The organism is Streptomyces roseochromogenus subsp. oscitans DS 12.976 (assembly GCF_000497445.1).
Lineage (GTDB): Bacteria > Actinomycetota > Actinomycetes > Streptomycetales > Streptomycetaceae > Streptomyces > Streptomyces oscitans.
Map to the genome: position 1 here is coordinate 3,010,012 of NZ_CM002285.1, position 18,574 is coordinate 3,028,585.

Annotated in this window: 12 protein-coding genes; 11 read left to right on the forward strand and 1 reads right to left on the reverse strand. The window is 71.1% G+C overall.

Features of this window, described 5'->3' with window-relative positions:
• Positions 1-2,728 (reverse strand): AMP-binding protein (locus M878_RS62755; protein ID WP_031224834.1); only part of this gene is annotated, 2,728 nt, incomplete at its 3' end.
• Positions 2,729-2,996: 268 nt separating this feature from the next.
• Here M878_RS62755 and M878_RS62760 point away from each other — a divergent pair.
• From M878_RS62760 to M878_RS62810, 11 genes are all read left to right on the forward strand, one after another.
• Complete coding sequence (locus M878_RS62760) at positions 2,997-4,274, forward strand: NAD(P)/FAD-dependent oxidoreductase (RefSeq protein WP_023546760.1); 1,278 nt, start codon at positions 2,997-2,999, stop codon at positions 4,272-4,274.
• Positions 4,275-4,302: 28 nt separating this feature from the next.
• Positions 4,303-5,988, forward strand: a complete 1,686-nt coding sequence (locus M878_RS62765; RefSeq protein ID WP_023546761.1) for an NAD(P)/FAD-dependent oxidoreductase — start codon at positions 4,303-4,305, stop codon at positions 5,986-5,988.
• 179 nt (positions 5,989-6,167) lie between these two features.
• Positions 6,168-6,695, forward strand: coding sequence for a flavin reductase family protein (locus M878_RS62770; RefSeq protein ID WP_023546762.1), 528 nt, complete (start codon positions 6,168-6,170; stop codon positions 6,693-6,695).
• A gap of 27 nt (positions 6,696-6,722) precedes the next feature.
• Positions 6,723-7,385, forward strand: coding sequence for an isochorismatase family protein (locus tag M878_RS62775; protein ID WP_023546763.1), 663 nt, complete (start codon positions 6,723-6,725; stop codon positions 7,383-7,385).
• A gap of 91 nt (positions 7,386-7,476) precedes the next feature.
• A complete protein-coding gene (locus M878_RS62780) occupies positions 7,477-8,985 on the forward strand; it encodes an MFS transporter (RefSeq protein WP_051430082.1) in 1,509 nt (502 codons plus the stop codon).
• 184 nt (positions 8,986-9,169) lie between these two features.
• Positions 9,170-11,962, forward strand: a complete 2,793-nt coding sequence (locus M878_RS62785) for a helix-turn-helix transcriptional regulator (protein WP_023546765.1) — start codon at positions 9,170-9,172, stop codon at positions 11,960-11,962.
• Positions 11,963-12,090: 128 nt separating this feature from the next.
• Positions 12,091-13,176, forward strand: coding sequence for a 3,5-dihydroxyphenylacetyl-CoA synthase DpgA (gene dpgA / locus M878_RS62790; protein ID WP_031224837.1), 1,086 nt, complete (start codon positions 12,091-12,093; stop codon positions 13,174-13,176).
• Positions 13,177-13,231: 55 nt separating this feature from the next.
• Positions 13,232-13,939, forward strand: a complete 708-nt coding sequence (dpgB, locus tag M878_RS62795; protein WP_023546767.1) for an enoyl-CoA-hydratase DpgB — start codon at positions 13,232-13,234, stop codon at positions 13,937-13,939.
• Positions 13,940-13,965: 26 nt separating this feature from the next.
• Positions 13,966-15,330, forward strand: a complete 1,365-nt coding sequence (gene dpgC / locus M878_RS62800) for a (3,5-dihydroxyphenyl)acetyl-CoA 1,2-dioxygenase DpgC (protein ID WP_031224838.1) — start codon at positions 13,966-13,968, stop codon at positions 15,328-15,330.
• Complete coding sequence (locus M878_RS62805; RefSeq protein WP_023546769.1) at positions 15,327-17,057, forward strand: thiamine pyrophosphate-binding protein; 1,731 nt, start codon at positions 15,327-15,329, stop codon at positions 17,055-17,057. Before dpgC ends, M878_RS62805 begins: the two co-directional genes overlap by 4 nt.
• Positions 17,058-17,107: 50 nt before the next feature.
• Positions 17,108-18,562: a benzaldehyde dehydrogenase gene (locus M878_RS62810; protein WP_023546770.1), complete on the forward strand. Its 1,455-nt coding sequence runs from the start codon at positions 17,108-17,110 to the stop codon at positions 18,560-18,562.
• Positions 18,563-18,574: the final 12 nt, after the last annotated feature.

Sequence of the window (18,574 nt, forward strand, 5' to 3'; positions counted from 1 at the left end):
CGTCGAAGGCGTCGACGGCCTGCCGTGCCGTGAGTGCCGCGAGGCCCGGCGGCGTGGCATCGGGGGCCTCCTCGTCGTCGGTGACCGGGCCGAAGGCCAGGAAGGTGGCGTGGGGGGCGTCATGGGCGAGCGCGGCGGCATGGGCCGTGGCCGCCGCCGCGGCGGGGGCGACCGGGTGGGCGTCCGGGTGGGTGAACGTGCCGCAGAGGGTGAGGGTCGTGCGCCCGGTGTCGCGGGTCAAGGTGACCAGCCGGTCCGCGGCCGTCGCGTCGGCGGGGGTGGCCACCGGGTGGACGATCGTGTCGAGCGGGCGGTCCGGGCCGAGGGCGGCGAGCAGGGCGGCGGCGCCCTCGGGCGTGTCCGGCAGTTCGGTGCGTACGGTCACGGTTGCGCCGAGCCGCGTCAGCCGGGCGGCCAGGGACTCGGCCGCGGCCGGGTCGGCATCGGTCACGGCTATGTCGCGGACACCGTGGTCCACCACGAGGTGGGCCGCGAGGACGCGTGCGAGGGTGGTGCCCGCGCCCGTCACGAGGGCGGCACCGCCCTGGCGCGGCGGGACCGCGGTGATCTCGGTCGTCGCCCGTACGCGCCTGAGCCGCGGCACGAGGACCTGACCGGCGCGGACGGCGAACTCCGTCTCCTCCACGGGGGCTTCCAGGATCGCGCGCCACACGCTGACGTATGCGGCCCCGGTCCGTTCCCCCGGCTCCAGGTCGACCAGGACCGTCCGGTCGGCACCCTCGGCGAGGATCCCGGCGCGCGCAGCCGCGGCGCCCGGATCCACCCGGTCCTCGGGGCGGCCGGCCACGGCGCCCCGGGTCAGGACGACCGTCCGGCCCTCGGGCATGCCGTCCCAGGCGGGCGGCGCGGCGATCAGGTCGTCCCGTGCGTCGAGGGCCAGCAGGTAGCCGTCGAACGGTCCGGCGGCCCGCGCCGTCGCCGTGTCCGGGAAAGTCTCGATGACACCGCCGGCACGGCGCACGGCCTCCGCGAACGCCGGATCCCCGGATCCGCCCACGGCCCAGCGCGCGACCGGGGCGTCCGCCCCCGCCGCTGCCTCCCGCGCCGGCGTGCACTCCGGGACCGCCGACGACACGCCGTCCGAGTCGGCCGGCTCCGGCTCCCACGGAACCCACTTCGTGTGCCACAGGTGTTCGTGGTGGCTGGTGCCGACGCCCCGCAGCCGCGCCGGAAGTCGCGACAGCCTGCGGCGGCTGACCTTGCCGGAGCCGGTCAGGGGCAGGGCGGCGATCTCGTAGAGCTCCGCCGGAACCTTGAAGTAGCTGAGCCGGTCCCGGCACGCCGCCAGCGCCTCGGCAGGCGACCAACCGTCGGACGCGGGTACCACGTAGGCGACGGGGACTTCGCCGAGCGCCTCGTCCGGGCGGGCCGTCACGGCCGCGTCCTCGATGCCCGGGACGCTCCTCAGGACATCCTCGATCTCGCCGGGCTGGATGTTCTCGCCGGCCCGGATGATGAGCTCCTTGACGCGGCCGGTGATGGTCAGGCGTCCTTCGGCGTCGCGCCGGGCCAGGTCTCCCGTGTGGTACCAGCCGTCGCGGAGCGCAGCCGCGGTCTCCTCCGGCCGGCCGTGGTACCCGAGCAGCAGGCTCGGGCTCTTCACGAGGACCTCGCCCTCGTCGCCGGTCCGCACGTCGAGGCCGGTGCGCGGGTCGACCAGGCGCAGCTCGCTGCCGGGCACCGCGGTCCCGCAGGTGCCGGGCGGCCGGGGTGACTCGGGGCGGCTCATGGTGATCGCGCCGCAAGTCTCGGTGGAACCATAGCTGTTCACGAGCGGCGCGCCGAGCACGCGCTCGACGGCCGAGGCGAGCGCCGCTCCGGTCGCCGCACCGGTGACCACGCAGACCCGCGGCTTCGGGACCGTCCGGCCGGCCTCTTCAACCGCCTCCACGGCCTCGACCAGCTGGAAGTACATGGACGGGACGCCGAGCAGCATGGTGTACGGCTCCGCGCGCAAGGCCTCCAGCACGTCACGGGCGCCGAAGCCGGGCAGGATGCGCGCGGTGGCGCCGGTGACGGTCACGCCCAGGACGCAGAGGATGTGCGCGAGGCTGTGGAAGAGCGGCAACGGCCACAACAGCCGGTCGTCGGGGCAGAGGCCGAGGACGCCCTGGTAGGAGGAGTGGACCGACCACAGGCAGGCCCGCTGATGGGAGACCACTCCCTTGGCCGCCCCAGTGGTGCCGGAGGTGTAGAGGATCCAGGCCGGCTCGTCCAGGCCGAGGTCGTCGCGGGGACCCTGCTGCGGCTCGGTCTCGGCCAGCTCCTCGAAGGCGAGGGTTCCGGCGCCGGCGGCGCTGCCGTGCGCGAGGACGACGGTCATCCCCTTCCGCGTCGCCCTCATGCGCTCGACCTGCTCCAGGTGGGCGCCGTCCGTGATGACGAACAGGGCTCCGCTGTCGTCAAGTTGATGCGCCAGTTCGGCGTCCGACGACTGGGGGTTGACCGGTACGCCCACGGCGGAGGCGCGGGTGACCGCGAGATAGCCTTCGACGGTCGTGACGCTGTTGCCGAGGAGGATCGCGACCCGGTCGCCGCGCTGCACCCCGAACCCGGCCAAGTGGCCGGCCAGCCGCCCCGTGCGCTGGGCGAGCCGCGCGTAGGTCACCTCGCGCTCCTCGTCGGCGAAGGCGACCTTGTCCGGGCGGTCGAGCGCATGGCCTTGCAGCACTTCGGAAAGTGGCCGGATGCCTTCGACTTGCGTCACGCGTACGCTCCTGCCTGCTTGAACTTACTCATACCTCTGCCGTGACCGAGGAGAACACCGTGCGTAACGGTAGAAAGCCCGGGTCGGCGAATACAACCCCTATCTCTTCCCCTGATCCAGTGCGTCTTCCGAATTTCACAAGGAGTCATCCAGAGGCTGTGCAGAAGGCGTTCAGCCCGTCTCCTCGAACCTGGCTGGGTCCAGCAACGCAGTGCTGCGAATGCCCGCTCGGCGGGATGTGGCACGTTTCGGATCGGGAAGGTCGAGCATGCCGTCCACTCTCACTGGCATACCCACTGAATTCGATGTCATCGTTATCGGTGGTGGGCCGGCCGGTGCCACCACCGCCGGGCTCCTGGCCAAGCGCGGACACAAGGTACTGATTCTCGACCGCGAGCGTTTTCCGCGTTACCACGTCGGCGAATCCCTTATTCCGGTCGTGATGGCCCCCATGGAGGAAATGGGGCTGACCGAGCGGCTGGAGCAGCGCGGATTCGAGCGCAAGTACGGCGGAACGTTCGTCTGGGGAAGCGAGCAGGCGGCCTGGGACTTCTCCTTCGTCGACGGCGGCGACTACCCGTTCGCGTACCACACCCGGCGGGCCGACCTGGACTCGGTGATCCTGGACCGGGCGCGGGAGCTGGGGGCGTTCGTCGTCGAGGACGCCACGGTGAAGGAGCCCATCGAGGAGGACGACCGGGTCACGGGCGTCCGCTTCACCGTGCGCGGCGCCAAGGAGGCGTACGAGGTCAAGGCCTCCATGGTGGTGGACGCGTCGGGCCAGGCGCGCGTCCTCACCCGTAAGTACTCGGAGATCCACTGGCACGACAAGCTTCGCAACGTCGCCGTGTGGACGTACTTCGACAACTGCGAGCGGCTGCCGGGCGACCAGTACACCAACATCCTCATCGAGGGGATCGAGAACGGCTGGTTCTGGGGAATTCCGCTCGACAAGGGGACCGTCAGCGTCGGTTTCGTGACGCCCAGCACGGTCGCCGGCGAGACCGACCAGAATCTCGAGCAGCTCTTCCGCGACGAGGTCGAGAAGACCACGAAGCTCAAGCACATGCTGCGAAACGCCCGCCAGTCGGCCGGTTTCCGCAGCGCCCGCGACTGGTCGTACACGAACCAGACCGTCTACGGGAAGGGCTGGGCCGCCGTCGGTGACTCGGCTGCCTTCGTCGACCCGCTGATCTCGACCGGCGTCGCGCTCGCGACGACCGCGGGCAGCATCCTGTCCCGGGTCATCGACAAGGTCCTCCAGTACCCGGAGATCGAGGAGGTGGCGCTGAAGCGCTACGCCACCGCCTACCTGAGCTTCTTCAACGAGGTCCGTTCCTTCGTGGAGCGCTTCTACGACCGGTCGCTGAAGAAGGAGGACTACCACAAGCTCGCCCAGACGATCATCGACCCGGAGCAGAAGAACACTCCGGCGAACGACTTCGTCACGCTCCTCGCCGGCCTGCGCGGCAAGCACCTCGCGCTGGACATCACCGTCGACGACCTCGTCCCGGAGACCGAGCCCTCCGCCACCGCCGGGAACTGAGCCGAACATCAAAGGGAAGGAAGAACTGGTGCACGGCAAGAATTCCGCCTCCGCGGCGGCAGACCGGTACGACGTGGTGATCCTCGGCAGCGGCATGGCCGGGGGCATGCTGGGCGCGGTGCTCGCCCGCAACGGGGTGAAGACCCTCATCCTCGACGCGGGCACCCACCCGCGCTTCGCGGTCGGCGAGTCGACCATCCCGTACACCTCGGGCATGGCGCGGCTCATCGCGAAGCGTTACGACGTCCCCGAGCTGAAGGCCCTGTCGAACTACAAGGGGACCATCGAGGAGATCTCCCCCAACTGCGGCCAGAAGCAGAACTTCGGCTTCGTCTACCACCGCGAAGGGCAGCCGCAGAATTCGCAGGAGATCAACCAGCTGGTGGTCCCCATCGATCTGCGCACCGAGACCCATCTGTTCCGCCAGGACGTCGACGCGCATCTCTTCCACGTCGCGCTCAGGTACGGCGCCGAGGCGCGGCTCGCGACCCGGGTCACCGAGATCGACATCGACCCGGACGAGGGCGCGGTTCTGCGCACGGAGCACGGCGAGGAGTTCCGGGCCTCCTACGTCGTCGACGGCAGCGGCTTCCGCTCGCCGCTCGCGGAGAAGTTCGACCTGCGTGAGACGCCCACGCGTGCCCGGACCCACTCGCGCTGCCTGTTCACCCACATGATCGGTGTGAAGCCGTTCGACGACTCGCCCACCGCGCAGCCCCACGACCAGCCGAGCCCGTGGCACCACGGCACGCTGCACCACGTCTTCGACGGCGGCTGGCTCTGGGTGATCCCGTTCGACAACCACGACAAGGCCCGAAACCCGCTGTGCAGCGTCGGCCTCACCCTCGATCCGCGCAAGTACCCCAAGGGTGACACGCCCCCGGAGCAGGAGTTCGAGGACTTCCTCAAGCGGTTCCCCGAGATCGCCTGGCAGTTCGAGGAGGCGAAGGCGGTCCGCCCGTGGGTGTCCACCGGCCGGCTCCAGTACTCGGCCAAGACGGTCGTCGGCGACCGTTACTGCCTGACGTCCCACGCCGCCGGATTCATCGACGCGCTGTACTCGCGCGGTCTGGCCAACACCCTGGAGCTGGTCAACGCGCTGGGCTGGCGGCTCATCGCCGCCTCGCGCGACGGCGACTGGTCCAAGGAGCGGTTCGCATACGTGGAGGCCCTGCAGCAGGGGCTGTTCGACTTCCACGACGACCTGGTCTACAGCTCGTTCGTCGGCTTCGGCCACTACGAGCTGTGGAACGCCGTCAACCGGACCTGGATGCTCGGCACGATGAGCGGCAACATGATGGTCGAGGACGCCTACTACCGGTACAGCGAGACCGGCGACCCCGATGTCTTCCTGGAGGCCGAGCGGTCCGGGAACCCGGGTTCCCCGCTGCCGATCAGCGAGACCTTCGTCCGGTTGGGCACGCTGACCCGTGAGCTGTGCGAGGCCGTCGAGGCCGGGACGGTCGAGCCGGGTGTCGCCGCCGCGCGCATCCACGAGTACATCCAGAAGGAAGTGGACTTCATCGCGCACGCCGACAAGTTCGGGCTGCCCGAGAACCGCTGCTTCAACATGACGCGGGAGCGGATGGACGCGGCCGAGCAGTGGTCGCTCACCCAGGCCCCGCCGGAGATCGGCAAGCGCATGCTCAACGCTGCCCGCGGCATGGCGCTTGCCAAGGAGGCGGAGGCCGGAGACGGTTCCGCGGACTACTGATTCCGGTCCGCTGACCCCGGTCCTCTGAAGCGGGGCTCCCGGACCCCGCGCCCCCCGTCGGACGGCCTCGTGGATACGCCCCCCTCCCCACGGGGCCGTCCGGCAATCCGGATCCGTGTTCCCGGCCATTCCAGGCCCTTCCCTGTCCGCATCCCCGCGACCGAGGCAAGTGAGGACCCATGTCGCTCCAGCGGTACGAAGCCGATCTGCGCCGTCTGATGGCCGGATTCCCCACAGGTGTCTCGGTCGTGACGGCACTGGCCCCGGACGGCACTCCCTGGGGGATGACCTGCACCTCCCTGTGCAGCGTCGCCCTCGACCCACCCACACTGCTCGTCTGTCTGCGCGCCGGCAGCCCCACCCTCCGCGCGGCCCTCGACAGCGGGTCGCTCTCGGTGAACCTGCTCCACCAACGCGCCCGCTCCACCTCGGAGTTGTTCGGCTCGGGGGCAGCGGACCGGTTCGACCAGGTGCCGTGGGTCCCGGCGCAGAACGGCGGCCCCCATCTGATCGAGGCGGCGCACACGATCGCCGACTGCACCGTCACCGCGGAACAGACCGTCGGCGACCACGCGGTGGTCATGGCCCGCGTCACGCTCGTCACCTCGCTGTGCCGGCCGATTCCCCTGCTGTACGGGATGCGCCGCTACGGGTCCTGGGCGGAGGACGCGGAGAACGGCTTCCTGTCGTACGACTTCATCTCCTGACGGCGACGGCGGAGGGAACGGCGGACCATGGACGTCTCCGTGATCGACCCGTATCCGATGCCCGGGCCGGACCTTCTCGTCGAGAACAGGGTCGACTGGACCGTGGACCCCGAGCGATCCGCTCTGCTCGTCCTGAACATGCAGGGATTCTTCCTCCGGCCGTACGCCCGGGGCACCTCGCCGCTCGACCCGCTGCTGGCCAACTGCTCGGCCCTGATGGAGACGTGCCGCCGGCTGCGCGTGCCGATCGTTCACACCGTGCAGCCGGGCACCCAGGCGCCGGGTGAGCGCGGCCTCCTCACGGACTTCTGGGGGAAGGGCCTCGACGACGTCCTTGAGGACGCGGCCATCGTGGACGAGGTCGCCCCGGACGCGAGCGGAGCCGTGCTGTCGGCGTGGCGCTACAGCGCCTTCTTCGGCTCGGGCCTGGAGCGACAGCTGCGGTCGCTGGGCTGCGAACAGCTCGTGATCTGCGGCGTGTACGCCCATCTGGGCTGTGCCACCACGGCGGTGGACGCGTTCAGCCACAACCTGGAGGTCTTCCTCGCGGCCGACGCGGTCGCGGACTTCAGCGCCCATGAGCACCGGGCGGCGCTCGCCTGGGCGGCGAGCTGCTGCGCGGCCGTGAAGCCCACCGCGGAGCTGACGGCGGAGCTGCTCGGCGACGCCGCCCGCGCCCCCCGGAGCTGACGTCCCGGGGCGCCGCCCGACACCTCTCGTACAGGCGTCGGCCCCTTCGTTCTCACTCGACAAGGGTTACCCGCGCGGCTACTATTTTTACATGTATAAAAATTCGGGGAAGGAACGGGCCGTAAGCCCTGGAGGCGTTCTGTGGACCGTCTCCGTCGCCCAACTCATGGTCTCGCTCGACGTCTCGGTGGTGAACGTCGCGCTGCCGTCGATGCGGACGGCGCTCGGCTTCGACGAGTCGGGGCTGTCCTGGGTGGTCAACGCCTACACGCTCACCTTCGGCGGACTGCTGCTCCTGGGCGGACGGGCCGCTGACCGGTTCGGCCGCAGGCCACTGCTCCTGATCGGCCTCGCGCTCTTCGGCATCACCTCGCTCCTGGGCGGTCTCGCACAGGATCCGGGGCAGCTGATCGCCGCGCGCGCCGTGCAGGGCGTGGGTGCCGCACTGATCGCCCCGGCCGCGCTCGCGGTCCTGACGACGAGCTTCCCGGCCGGGCCGCAGCGCGGCAAAGCGCTCGGCGTGTACAGCGCCGTCACGGCCGGCGGCGCCGCCGTCGGCGTCGTGGTGGGCGGTCTGCTGACGGAGTACGTCAACTGGCGTTGGGTCATGTTGGTGAACGTCCCGATGGCACTCATCGGTGTCTGGCTCGCCCGTCATCACGTGGCGAAGGCCGGCGCGGGGGACACGGCGCGCCGACTCGACGTGGTCGGTGCGATCCTGGCCACCCTGGGCACGTCACTCCTGGTCTTCGCACTGGTCAGGACCGAGACCGAGTCGTGGGGTTCGGCATCCACGATCGGCGGTCTGGTCGTCGCGGCGGTCCTGCTGACCGGATTCTTCGTCTACGAGGGCACCTACGCCAAGGAACCGCTGCTGCGCCTGCGTGTGCTCACCAACCGGTCGGTGTCCGGCGCGAACCTCTTCATGATGATGGTCTCCATCACGATCTTCACCTCCTTCTTCTTCGTCTCCCTCTACCTCCAGCAGGTCCTCGGGATGGGAGCGCTGAAGGCCGGCCTCGCGTTCCTGCCGTTCTGCCTGGGCCTCGTCGTGGGATCGCTGTACGCGGTGAAGCTGCTCGCCCGGTTCTCGGCGCGTCAGCTGCTCATCGTCGGCGGGATCATCGGCGCCGTCGGCATGGCCTGGTTCAGCCAGATCCGGCCGGACGGCACCTTCCTGGTCGACGTCCTGGGACCGTCGCTGGTGACCAGCTTCGGCATCGGGCCGCTGCTCGTCCCCATCGCCAACGCGGCGACCGCGGGGGTTGCCCCGCACGAGGCCGGCATGGCATCAGGCCTGCTGAACAGCGCGCGCCAGCTCGGCGGCAGCATCGGCCTGGCCGCGATGGGCACGGTCGCGGCTACCGTCACGTCGGACGCGGCCGCATCGGCCTCACCGGGCCAGCGGCTCACCGACGGATACGGCATGGTGTTCGCGTCCAACAGCGGTCTGCTGATCTTCGCCGTCCTCGTCGCCGTGTTCATCCTCCCCCGCAAGGGCCCCGGCCCCATGCCGGGCCCGGCTCCCCGCCAGGAGGCCGGGCCGATGGCCCGTCCCGACGCGCGGAGGGAGAAGGCGACTCCGGCAGAGCGGGGTTGACGCAACCGACCGGTACTCGCCACCCGACCACCCGACCGGCCGCGAACGGGATCCCCCGCGCGGCCGGTCCGTCATGTGCGCGGCCTCCCGCGTACCGCTCCGTCCTCAGGGAGAGATCGTCCAGCACTCCTTCAGACGAATCCGCGCACACTGAAGCCGTCACGGCCCGAGGAGGTGCACACGGATGGTGCTGGTCGAGCGGGAGCGTCAACTCGAACAGCTTTCCGGCCTGCTGGAGAACTGCCTGCACGGAGACGGCAGCGTCGTCGTCCTCCGGGGCCCGGTGGCGGTCGGCAAGACGGAACTGCTGCACACCTTCGCCGAGCAGGTGGCGGGCGACCGGGTACGCGTCCTCAGCGCCGCCGCCTCACCGGTGGAACGGCACCTGTCCTTCGGCCTGCTCAGTCAGCTCCTGCACGGCGCCGACGCCGCGTACGCGCAGCGGGCCGAGGCCGTCATCGGCGTCGAGGCCCGGGCGGACGGCACGGTCGGCCCCCAGGTGCTTGAGGGTGTCTCACGGATCTTTCTCGACATGAGCGCCGAGGAACCGCTGCTCATCGGGGTCGACGACGTCTACCACGCGGACGCCGACTCGCTGCAGTGCCTGCTCTTCCTCGCCCGTCGGCTGCGCCGGTCGCGCATCATGCTCGTCCTGGGCGACCAGGACCGCTCCGGGGCCCGGCACGCGGCTCTTGGCACCGAGCTGTCGCGTCATCCGTACTGCACCCAGATCCGGCTGGCTCCGCTCACCTGCGACGGCGTCGCGGCGCTGCTCGCGCACGACCTCGACGCGCATGTGGCGCACAGTCTCGCCTCGGCCGCGTTCGCCGTCACCGGCGGCAATCCGCTGCTGGTACGGGCACTGGCCGAGGACTGGGAGGCGTCCACCCGATCCGCGGGCAAGGAACCGCCCACCGGCCCCGTGGTGGGAGACCGCTTCGCCGAGCGAGTCGTGAGCTGTCTCCACCGGCTCGAACCGGACGCGCTCGACGTGGTCCGCGCCATCGCCGTGCTCGGTGAGGCACCCCGCACGGAGCTCGTCGCCAGGCTCAGCGGAGTCGGCGCCATCGAGACCCGCGCCCTCGTCGAACTGCTCAACGCATCGGGGCTGCTGCACCACGGCCGCTACCGCCATCGCGCCGCCCAGGACGCCGTCCTGAGGGACTTCGGGGCGCCCGGGCGCATCGCGTGGCACCGGCGCGCCGCCGCGATGCTGCACGCCGAGGGCGGTCATTCCACCTCGATCGCCCATCAGCTCATCGCCGCCGGCGAGACGGACGAACCGTGGGCGACGGCAGTGCTGCAGGAATCCGCCGCCAGCGCGACAGCCAGCGGCCAGGTCGACTTCGCCCTCGACTGCCTCGAACTGGCCCACTCCCTCGCCGACGACGAACAGCAGCGCGCCGTGAGCCGTGCGGTGCTCGCCGAGGCCGAGTGGCGCGTCGACCCCGCACGCGCCGTACGCCATCTCGGACAGCTCGCGGACGCCGCGAACCGGGGGCTGTTGACGGAGCGTCAGTCACTGGCCGTACTCGAGTACCTCCTGTGGCACGGCCGAGTGGACGAGGCGGCCGCGACGCTCGACCGGCTGGCCGCGACGGCGACCGGACCGGAAGCGGTGGAACTCGGCGCCGTGCGCGCCTGCCTGGAGCTCTGCTACCCGACTCAACGCCGACGCGTGGGTACCGGAACCCCGGCCCCCGCACACGGGGACCCGCGCTCCGGCAGCGCCCCCTCACTGGTCACCACCGTGCTCACGGCCGTACGGGGCGATGTGGCGGTGTCGGGCGACCACCTCTGGCAAGGCCTGCGCACCGACGAGCCGCTCGCCAGGATCTCGTTGGGCCTGCTGGCGCTGGCCAGGCCCGAGCGGCTCGCGGCGGTGGCGCCTTGGTGCCTGCCGATGCTCGCGGACGCCGCCGGTCACGACGGTCCGGACTGGCGGGGACTGTTCACCGCGGCGCGCGCCGACGCCGCACTGCTCCGGGGCGATCTGCCGGCCGCCGGCCGGTTCGCCTCGGCAGCCCTGGACGAGACATCGAGGGCGAGTTGGGGGGTGCTGGCCGGCGCGCCGCTCGCCTGTCTGCTCACCACCGCCGTGGAGACGGGGCGTTACGAAGACGCTGCCGGATATCTGAACATGCCGACACCGGGCGCACTGCTGGAGACGCCGTTCGGACTCAGGTACCTGCGGGCGCGCGGGCAGTACCACCTCGCGGTCGGCCGCCCCTACGCCGCCCTGAGCGACTTCAGGACCTGCGGCCAGCTCCTGCTGGACTGGGAGGCCGACGGCCCCCAGCAGATGCCGTGGCGGATCGACGCCGCCCAGGCCCTTGTGCGCCTCGACCGCTTGGACGAGGCGCGCACGCTCCTGGAGGAGCAGCTCGACGGCCTTCCCGCCGACGACGCACGCACCCTCGGCCGGGCGCTGCGGCATCTGGCCGCGACATTGGAGCCGCACGAGCGGCCGGGCCTGCTCAACGACTCGGTGGAGGCGTTGCAGGCGGCCGGCGACCGGGTGGAACTCGCCCACACCCTCGCCGACCTCGGCAGCGCTTATGCCGCGACCGGTGACTCACGGCGGGCCAGGCCGACCCTGCGCCGGGCGTGGCGGGCGGCGCAGGAGTGCCACGCGGAGCGCCTGGCCCGGTTCCTGCAGCCCGGTCTCGCGGGTACGTCGCCGGCGGGGCCCGCCTCCGGAGGAGCAGCCCTGCGAGGCGATCGCGCAGCCGAGCTCAGTGCGGCCGAGCGCCGGGTCGGGGGGCTGGCCGCGCAGGGCCACAGCAACCGGCAGATAGCACAGCGGCTGTGCATCACCGTGAGCACCGTCGAGCAGCATCTGACGCAGGTATACCGAAAGCTCCGGGTGAGGAACCGCACCGACCTTCCGGTGTTCCTGGAGACGGCGGACAACGAATCAGGGGTGGACCCCTTACTTGCCGACTCCTTTTCGAATTCCTCCCCCTATTCCCCCTAGAGAGCCCGGTGACTTCCTTCACAGAGGGAGGGGTATCCGCAGCCGGTAATTCCTCGACTAGGCTGAATCCGCGACTCTTTCACAGAGTATCGAGGGCTTTCCACCGACATCAGCGAGGGGCAGTCAGAATGATCCTCAGTGAAGAAAATACCCCCTGGGCCGCCTTGCGGAGCGGACCGACCATATTGGGCGTCGGTACCGCGACCCCGGATTCATCCTATTCACAGGAAGACCTCCTGGACATGTACGAGATCCAGGACAGGCGGATCCGTTCGGTCTTCCTCAACAGTGCGATCGAGCGGCGTTTCCTGAACGTTCCGCCGTACGGTGACGACGGCCGGCCCCGCATGGAGACGCAGGGCGAACTGCTCGCCAAGCACAAGGCGCGGGGCATCGAGATGGGCTCCCTTGCGCTGCAGTCCTGCCTCAAGCGGATCGGCGCCGCGGTCAGCGACATCGGCTATCTGGTCTGCGTGACCTCGACCGGTCTGCTGACTCCCGGTTTCAGCGCTCTCCTCATCCGGGAGCTGGGCATTCCCACCGACTGCAGCCGTCTCGACATCGTCGGCATGGGCTGCAACGCGGGCCTCAACGCCCTCAACGCGACCACCGGCTGGGCCTCGGCCAACCCGGGGAAGATCGCCATGATGGTCTGCATCGAGGTGTGCTCGGCCGCGTACGTCTTCGACGGAACGATGCGCACCTCCGTCGTCAACAGCCTCTTCGGTGACGGGTCCGCGGCGATCGCCGTCTCGCACGCCCCGGAGAAGTCCGGCCCGCAGGTGCTGAAGTACGCCAGCTGCATCGTCCCCGACGCCGTCGACGCCATGCGCTTCGACTGGGACGACGACCAGGGCAAGTTCAGCTTCTATCTGGACCGCGACGTCCCCTACGTGGTGGGCGCGCACGCCGAGGGCGTCATCGCGGATCTCCTCAACGGGACCGGTCTGCGGCGCAGTCAGATCGCGCACTGGCTCGTGCACTCGGGTGGCAAGAAGGTCATCGACTCGGTGTCGGTCAACCTCGGCCTCACCCGGCACGACGTGCGGCACACCACCGACGTACTGCGCGACTACGGCAACCTCTCCAGCGGGTCCTTCCTGTTCTCGTACGAGCAGCTGCTGCGGGAAGGCGTGACGCGCCCCGGCGACTACGGCGTCCTCATGACCATGGGCCCCGGTTCGACCATCGAAACGGCGCTCGTCCGCTACTGAACCACGACCTCCGTACCGAATTTCCCTTGTCGACCAAGACGATCAGGACTCAGACATGTCTTCCTCGGACCTCGCCCAGGCCCCGTCCCCCGACACCACCCTCGAGATCGACAGCACACGTCCGCTGTGCCCCCTGCTGATCGCGGACGTCAACAACTTCTGCGACCGCCTTGAGGACGCGAACGGCACGACGAGCGCCGTGATCCGGCTGCACGGCACGGGCCCGGCCGAGAACTGGCCGGGTGCCGTCGGCATCGATGTGGTGAGCCACTGGGAGAAGGCCCTGCGCCGGCTCGAACAGGGCCGGTTCGCCAAGATCGTGACGGTCGAGGGCGTCTGCAGCGGCCCCGCCCTCGATGTTCTCCTCACCGCCGACCACCGGATCGGCGCGCCCGGCATGCGTATCGCCGTACCGGTGAACAACGACGGTGTCTGGGCGGGCATGGCCGTGCACCGGCTCACCAACCAGCTCGGTGGCCTGCACGCCCGCCGGCTCGTCCTGTTCGGCGCCGAGCTCTCGGAACAGCGGGCGCTGGCGATGGGTCTGATCGACCAGACGTCCAAGGATCCGGCCGCCGTCGCCGCGCGGCTGGCCGCGCGCTTCGCCCGGCTGGATCCCGCCGAGCTCGCGATCCGGCGGCAGCTCGTCAACGAGGCCGGCGTGACCGCCTTCGAGGAGGCGCTGGGCAAGCACCTCGCCGCCTGTGACCGGACGTTGCGCCGGACCAGGGGTGAGTTCGCGAGCGCACGCGGCAACGCCTGATGACCGCCGAGGAAGGAGCGCGGAACATGACGGTGCGTCCCGTGACCGGCCCGGAGCGGTGGTCCGCCCCGGCACCGGTCTTCAGCGGCTCGCTGCTGGCCGACGCCAACACGTTGAGGGCGTACACGGCCGAGGCCGAGAAGCTGCTCATGGAACTCCCGGCCAGGCCCGGGCGGGACCCCGGCCAACAGCAGCTCGCCGCCGAGGTCATCGCCGACCAGCGGCGGGTGCGCGGGGCGTTCCTGGAGCTGCACGCCGAGCGGGTCTACCACGAGCTGACCGGGGGCCTGCGTGAGCAGCGCTCGCTGTCCGAGCTGGTGTTCGCCGCCTCCGAGGCCTTTCCGGGCCTCACCCCGACCGAGGCCCAGATGGCCGCGGAGCGCGAGTGCGAGCAGGCCGACAAGGACGGGCGGGAGATCGACCAGGGCATCTTCTTCCACTGGGTTCTGCGGTCGTCGCAGGCCGGCGCTCATCTGATGCACGCCATGCTGCGGCCCACCCGGCGTGCCCGGTCGCTGCTCGGCGAGTTCGACCGGACGGGCATCCTCGAACTGGGCACGGTCCGGCTGGAGCGGGTCGACCGGGCGGCGCACATCACCCTGTGCAACGGCCGGTTCCTCAACGCCGAGGACAACCAGCTCGTCGCCGACCTGGAGACGGCCGTCGACCTCGCCCTGCTCGACGACCGCGTCAAGGTGGGGGTGCTGCGCGGCGGGAAGATGACCCACCCTCGCTACCAGGGCCGCCGGGTCTTCTGTGCCGGGATCAACCTGGTCGATCTGCACCAGGGCCGGATCTCGTTCGTGGACTTCCTGCTCCGCCGCGAACTCGGCTACCTCCACAAGCTGATCCGCGGCATCCGGGTCGACGACGCCTGGCCCCGGCCCCTGGTGGAGAAGCCGTGGGTGGCCGCCGTCGACACCTTCGCCATCGGCGGCGGCATGCAGATGCTGTTCGCCGTCGACCATGTCGTCGCCGCCGCCGACTCCTACTTCAGCCTTCCGGCTGCCCAGGAGGGCATCGTGCCGGGCATGGCCAACCTCCGGCTGACCGCGCTCGCGGGCGGGCGGCTGTCGCGGCAGGTCATCCTGTCCGGCCGCAAGCTCTGGGCGCGCGAGCCCGAGGCGCGGGCCGTCTGCGACGAGGTGGTCGACCCCAAGCTGATGGACGCGAGTGTCGACGCGGCGGCGGACCGTCTGGCCAGCCCGGCCGTGGTCCCGAACCGGCACATGATCAATCTCGCCGAGGAGCCGATGGACCGTCTGCGTGCGTACGCCGCCGAGTTCGCGCTCGAACAGGCGCTGCGGCTGTACAGCGCCGACGTCATCGACAAGGTGGACCGGTTCAGCGCCGGTGCGTCCTCGGAGCGACGGACGGGAAGCGGCTCGTGAGGCCCGTCGACGCGATGCTGGAGGTGCTGCGGGACGAAGGCGTGACCCGGGTCTTCGGCAATCCGGGCACGACGGAACTGCCCTTCGTCGAGGCGGTCACGGCGGCCCCGGACCTCGAGTATGTGCTGGGCGTCCAGGAGGCCTCCGTGGTCGCGATGGCCGACGGGTACGCACGTGCCACCGGCCGCCCGGCCTTCGTCAGCCTGCACATCGCCGCCGGGCTCGCCAACGGCATGGTCGGGCTCCTCAACGCCAGCCGGTCGCGCACGCCGCTGGTGGTGACGGCGGGACAGCAGGACCGCCGCCACCTGGCACAGGACCCCATGCTCTCCGGCGACCTGGTGGGGATCGCCCGGGCGGCCGTCAAGGACACCTTCGACGTCCAGCACGCCTACGACCTCCCGGGCATGCTGCGCCGGGCCTTCGCGCTGGCCGTCCAGCCGCCCGCGGGCCCGGTCTTCCTCTCGATCCCGATGGATCTCCTGGAGGAGGAGACGTCCATCGACCCGCCGCCGAAATCGAGGCTGGGCGGGCTCGGCCCCGCCCCCGGCTGGCCGGAGGCCGCCGAGCGGCTCGCCGCCGCCGAACGGCCCGCGATCGTCGCTGGAGACGGGGTGGGACGCAACGGTGCCGTCGCCGACCTGGTGGCGGTCGCCGAGGCGATCGGGGCCACCGTCTACCACCAGCCGATGCACGACGGAGTGGACTTCCCCACGGTGCACCCGCTCTACGCGGGCATGCTCGACGCCCGCTACTCGGCGATCCGTACCGCTCTCGCAGGCCACGACGTGGTGTTCATCGCCGGCACCCGGGCGTTCATGGCGCACCACTACGAGCCCGGTTCACCGATCCCCGACGGCACCGCCGTCATCCAGCTCGACGACGACCCCGGCGAGCCGGGGCGGACCTTCCCCGTGGCGCTCGGTCTGGTCGGTGGGGTCCGGACCACGCTTGCGGCGCTCGCCGCGCAACTCGCCGGGAAGGTGCCGGAGGCGCCGTCACGCGTCCAGGCGATCGGCCGTGTGCACGACGCCACCCGCGCCCGGGTGCGAAAGCGCGCACTGGCGGGCTACGGCGACGCCCCGATGGACCCGCTGGCCGCCGTACACGCCGTCGTCTCGGGGCTCCCTGCGGACTCCGTGGTGGTGGAGGAGGCGATCACCAGCGGGCTGCTGCTGCGCAGCGTCCTGCCGCTGGAGCGCCCCCGTTCGTACGTGCACACGGTGGGCGGTGGGCTCGGCTCCGGTATCGGCGCCGCGATCGGCTCCCGGATGGGGGATCCCACCCGTCCGGTCGTCGCCGTGCTCGGTGACGGCTGCACCCTGTTCGGGCTCCAGGGGCTGTGGAGTGCCGCCCACTACCGCGTCCCGGTCACCTTCGTGGTGATGAACAACGGCGAGTACCGCACCCTCAAGGAGACGGCCGCCCGACGGGGCCGGGACCGGGCCGGCCGCCGCGTCGGCAGCCTGGACCTCACGCCACCGCGTCTCGATCTGACGCCCGCCAGGGACTTCCTGGGTCTCACCGACGGAACGCCGGGCGGTCCCGACGGCCTGGATCTCGCGCCGCCCGAGCTCGATTTCTCCCGCGTCGCCGAGTTCTTCGGCATCACCGCGGTGCGCGCCCGCTCGACGGACCATCTCGCCGAAGCCGTGGCGCGGGCCGCCGCGGGGGACGAGCCCGTCCTCATCGATGTCCCCATCACGAGCTACGCCGGCAGCGCCTGACCGGCCCCACGCGCGCCCGGAGAACAGCAACAGAACGTCAGGAGGAAGCCATGACAAGCCTGGTCGATGTGGACGGGCTCGCCGGGACGGTGTTCAGCGACGGCTGGCGGGCCGCGTCCGGTGGCGCGGTCGTCGACGTGGTCGAACCGGCGACCGGGAAGACGCTCGCCCAGGTCGGTGTCGCCTGTGCGTCGGACGTCGCGCGTGCCGCGGCTGGGGCGGCGCGGGCACAGCAGGCGTGGGGCGCGCTGCCCCCCGCCGGCCGTGCGGCAGTGCTGCGGCGCGCGGCGGCCGTACTGGAGGAGCACCGTGCCGAGGTCGTCCAGTGGCTGGTCCGCGAGGGCGGTGCCGTACGGGCGAAGGCGGAGACCGAGATCGCGGACGCGGTGGAGGAACTCGTCCAGGCGGCGGCCCTGCCCACGCAGCCGCACGGGCAGGTCCTGCCCTCCGGACCGGGCCGGTCGAGCCTGGCCCGCCGGGTGCCGCTGGGCGTCGTCGGGGTGATCAGCCCGTGGAACGTGCCGCTGCTCCTCGCCCTGCGTTCGGTGGCCCCCGCACTCGCCCTGGGCAACGCCGTGGTCCTCAAGCCGGATGTCCGTACCCCGGTCTCGGGTGGCCTGGTCGTAGCGCGTCTTTTCGAGGAAGCGGGACTCCCGGAGGGTGTCCTGCACGTGCTGCCGGGCGACGCGCAGGCCGGCAGTGCGCTGACGGCCGACCCGACGGTGGCGATGGTGTCGTTCACCGGCTCCACAGCGGTCGGCCGGGAGGTGGGCGCCGTGGCGGGGCGCACCCTCAAGCGGGTCTCGCTGGAGCTCGGCGGCAACAACGCGCTGATCGTGCTGGACGACGCCGGCCTGGAGGCGGCCGCGGCGGCGGGGGCCTTCGCCTCCTTCTTCCACCAGGGCCAGATCTGTATGGCGGCGGGGCGGCACATCGTGCACGCGTCGGTCGCCGAGGCGTACGTGCGCCGACTGGTGGAGGAGGCCCGGCGGCTCACCGTCGGCGATCCGTGGGCAGACCGTGTCGACCTGGGGCCCGTGATCGACGGCAGGCAACTGCAGCGCATCCACGGGATCGTCGGCGACAGCGTCGCGGCGGGGGCCGAACTGCGGTGCGGCGGTGTGCCGGACGGACCGTTCTACCCGCCGACCGTTCTCACCGGGGTCACCCGGGACATGCCCGCGTTCACCGAGGAGATCTTCGGCCCCGTGGCACCCGTCGTGGTCGTCCAGGACGACGACGAGGCGGTGGCCGTCGCCAACGACACGGAGTACGGTCTCGTGGCCGCGATACGGACGGGTTCGGTCGAGCGGGGGCTCCACCTGGCCGACCGACTGCGCACGGGCATGATCCATGTGAACGACCAGACCGTCAACCACCAGGCGGTGGTACCTTTCGGCGGCTTCGGCGCCTCGGGCAACGGCGCCCGGCACGGAGCTCAGTTCGCCTGGGACTCGTACACCCAGTGGCAGTGGATCACGGCCCGGGGGGACGAGTCGGCCTAGCACCACACCCTC

Bases quoted from the DNA above. Each gene is read 5' to 3' on its own strand.
- M878_RS62785 (WP_023546765.1), top strand. From the start codon at position 9,170: ATGGTGCTGGTCGAGCGGGAGCGTCAACTCGAACAGCTTTCCGGCCTG.
- dpgB (WP_023546767.1), top strand. From the start codon at position 13,232: ATGTCTTCCTCGGACCTCGCCCAGGCCCCGTCCCCCGACACCACCCTC.
- dpgC (WP_031224838.1), top strand. From the start codon at position 13,966: ATGACGGTGCGTCCCGTGACCGGCCCGGAGCGGTGGTCCGCCCCGGCA.
- M878_RS62810 (WP_023546770.1), top strand. From the start codon at position 17,108: ATGACAAGCCTGGTCGATGTGGACGGGCTCGCCGGGACGGTGTTCAGC.
- M878_RS62760 (WP_023546760.1), top strand. From the start codon at position 2,997: ATGCCGTCCACTCTCACTGGCATACCCACTGAATTCGATGTCATCGTT.
- M878_RS62775 (WP_023546763.1), top strand. From the start codon at position 6,723: ATGGACGTCTCCGTGATCGACCCGTATCCGATGCCCGGGCCGGACCTT.
- M878_RS62780 (WP_051430082.1), top strand. From the start codon at position 7,477: ATGTATAAAAATTCGGGGAAGGAACGGGCCGTAAGCCCTGGAGGCGTT.
- dpgA (WP_031224837.1), top strand. From the start codon at position 12,091: ATGATCCTCAGTGAAGAAAATACCCCCTGGGCCGCCTTGCGGAGCGGA.
- M878_RS62770 (WP_023546762.1), top strand. From the start codon at position 6,168: ATGTCGCTCCAGCGGTACGAAGCCGATCTGCGCCGTCTGATGGCCGGA.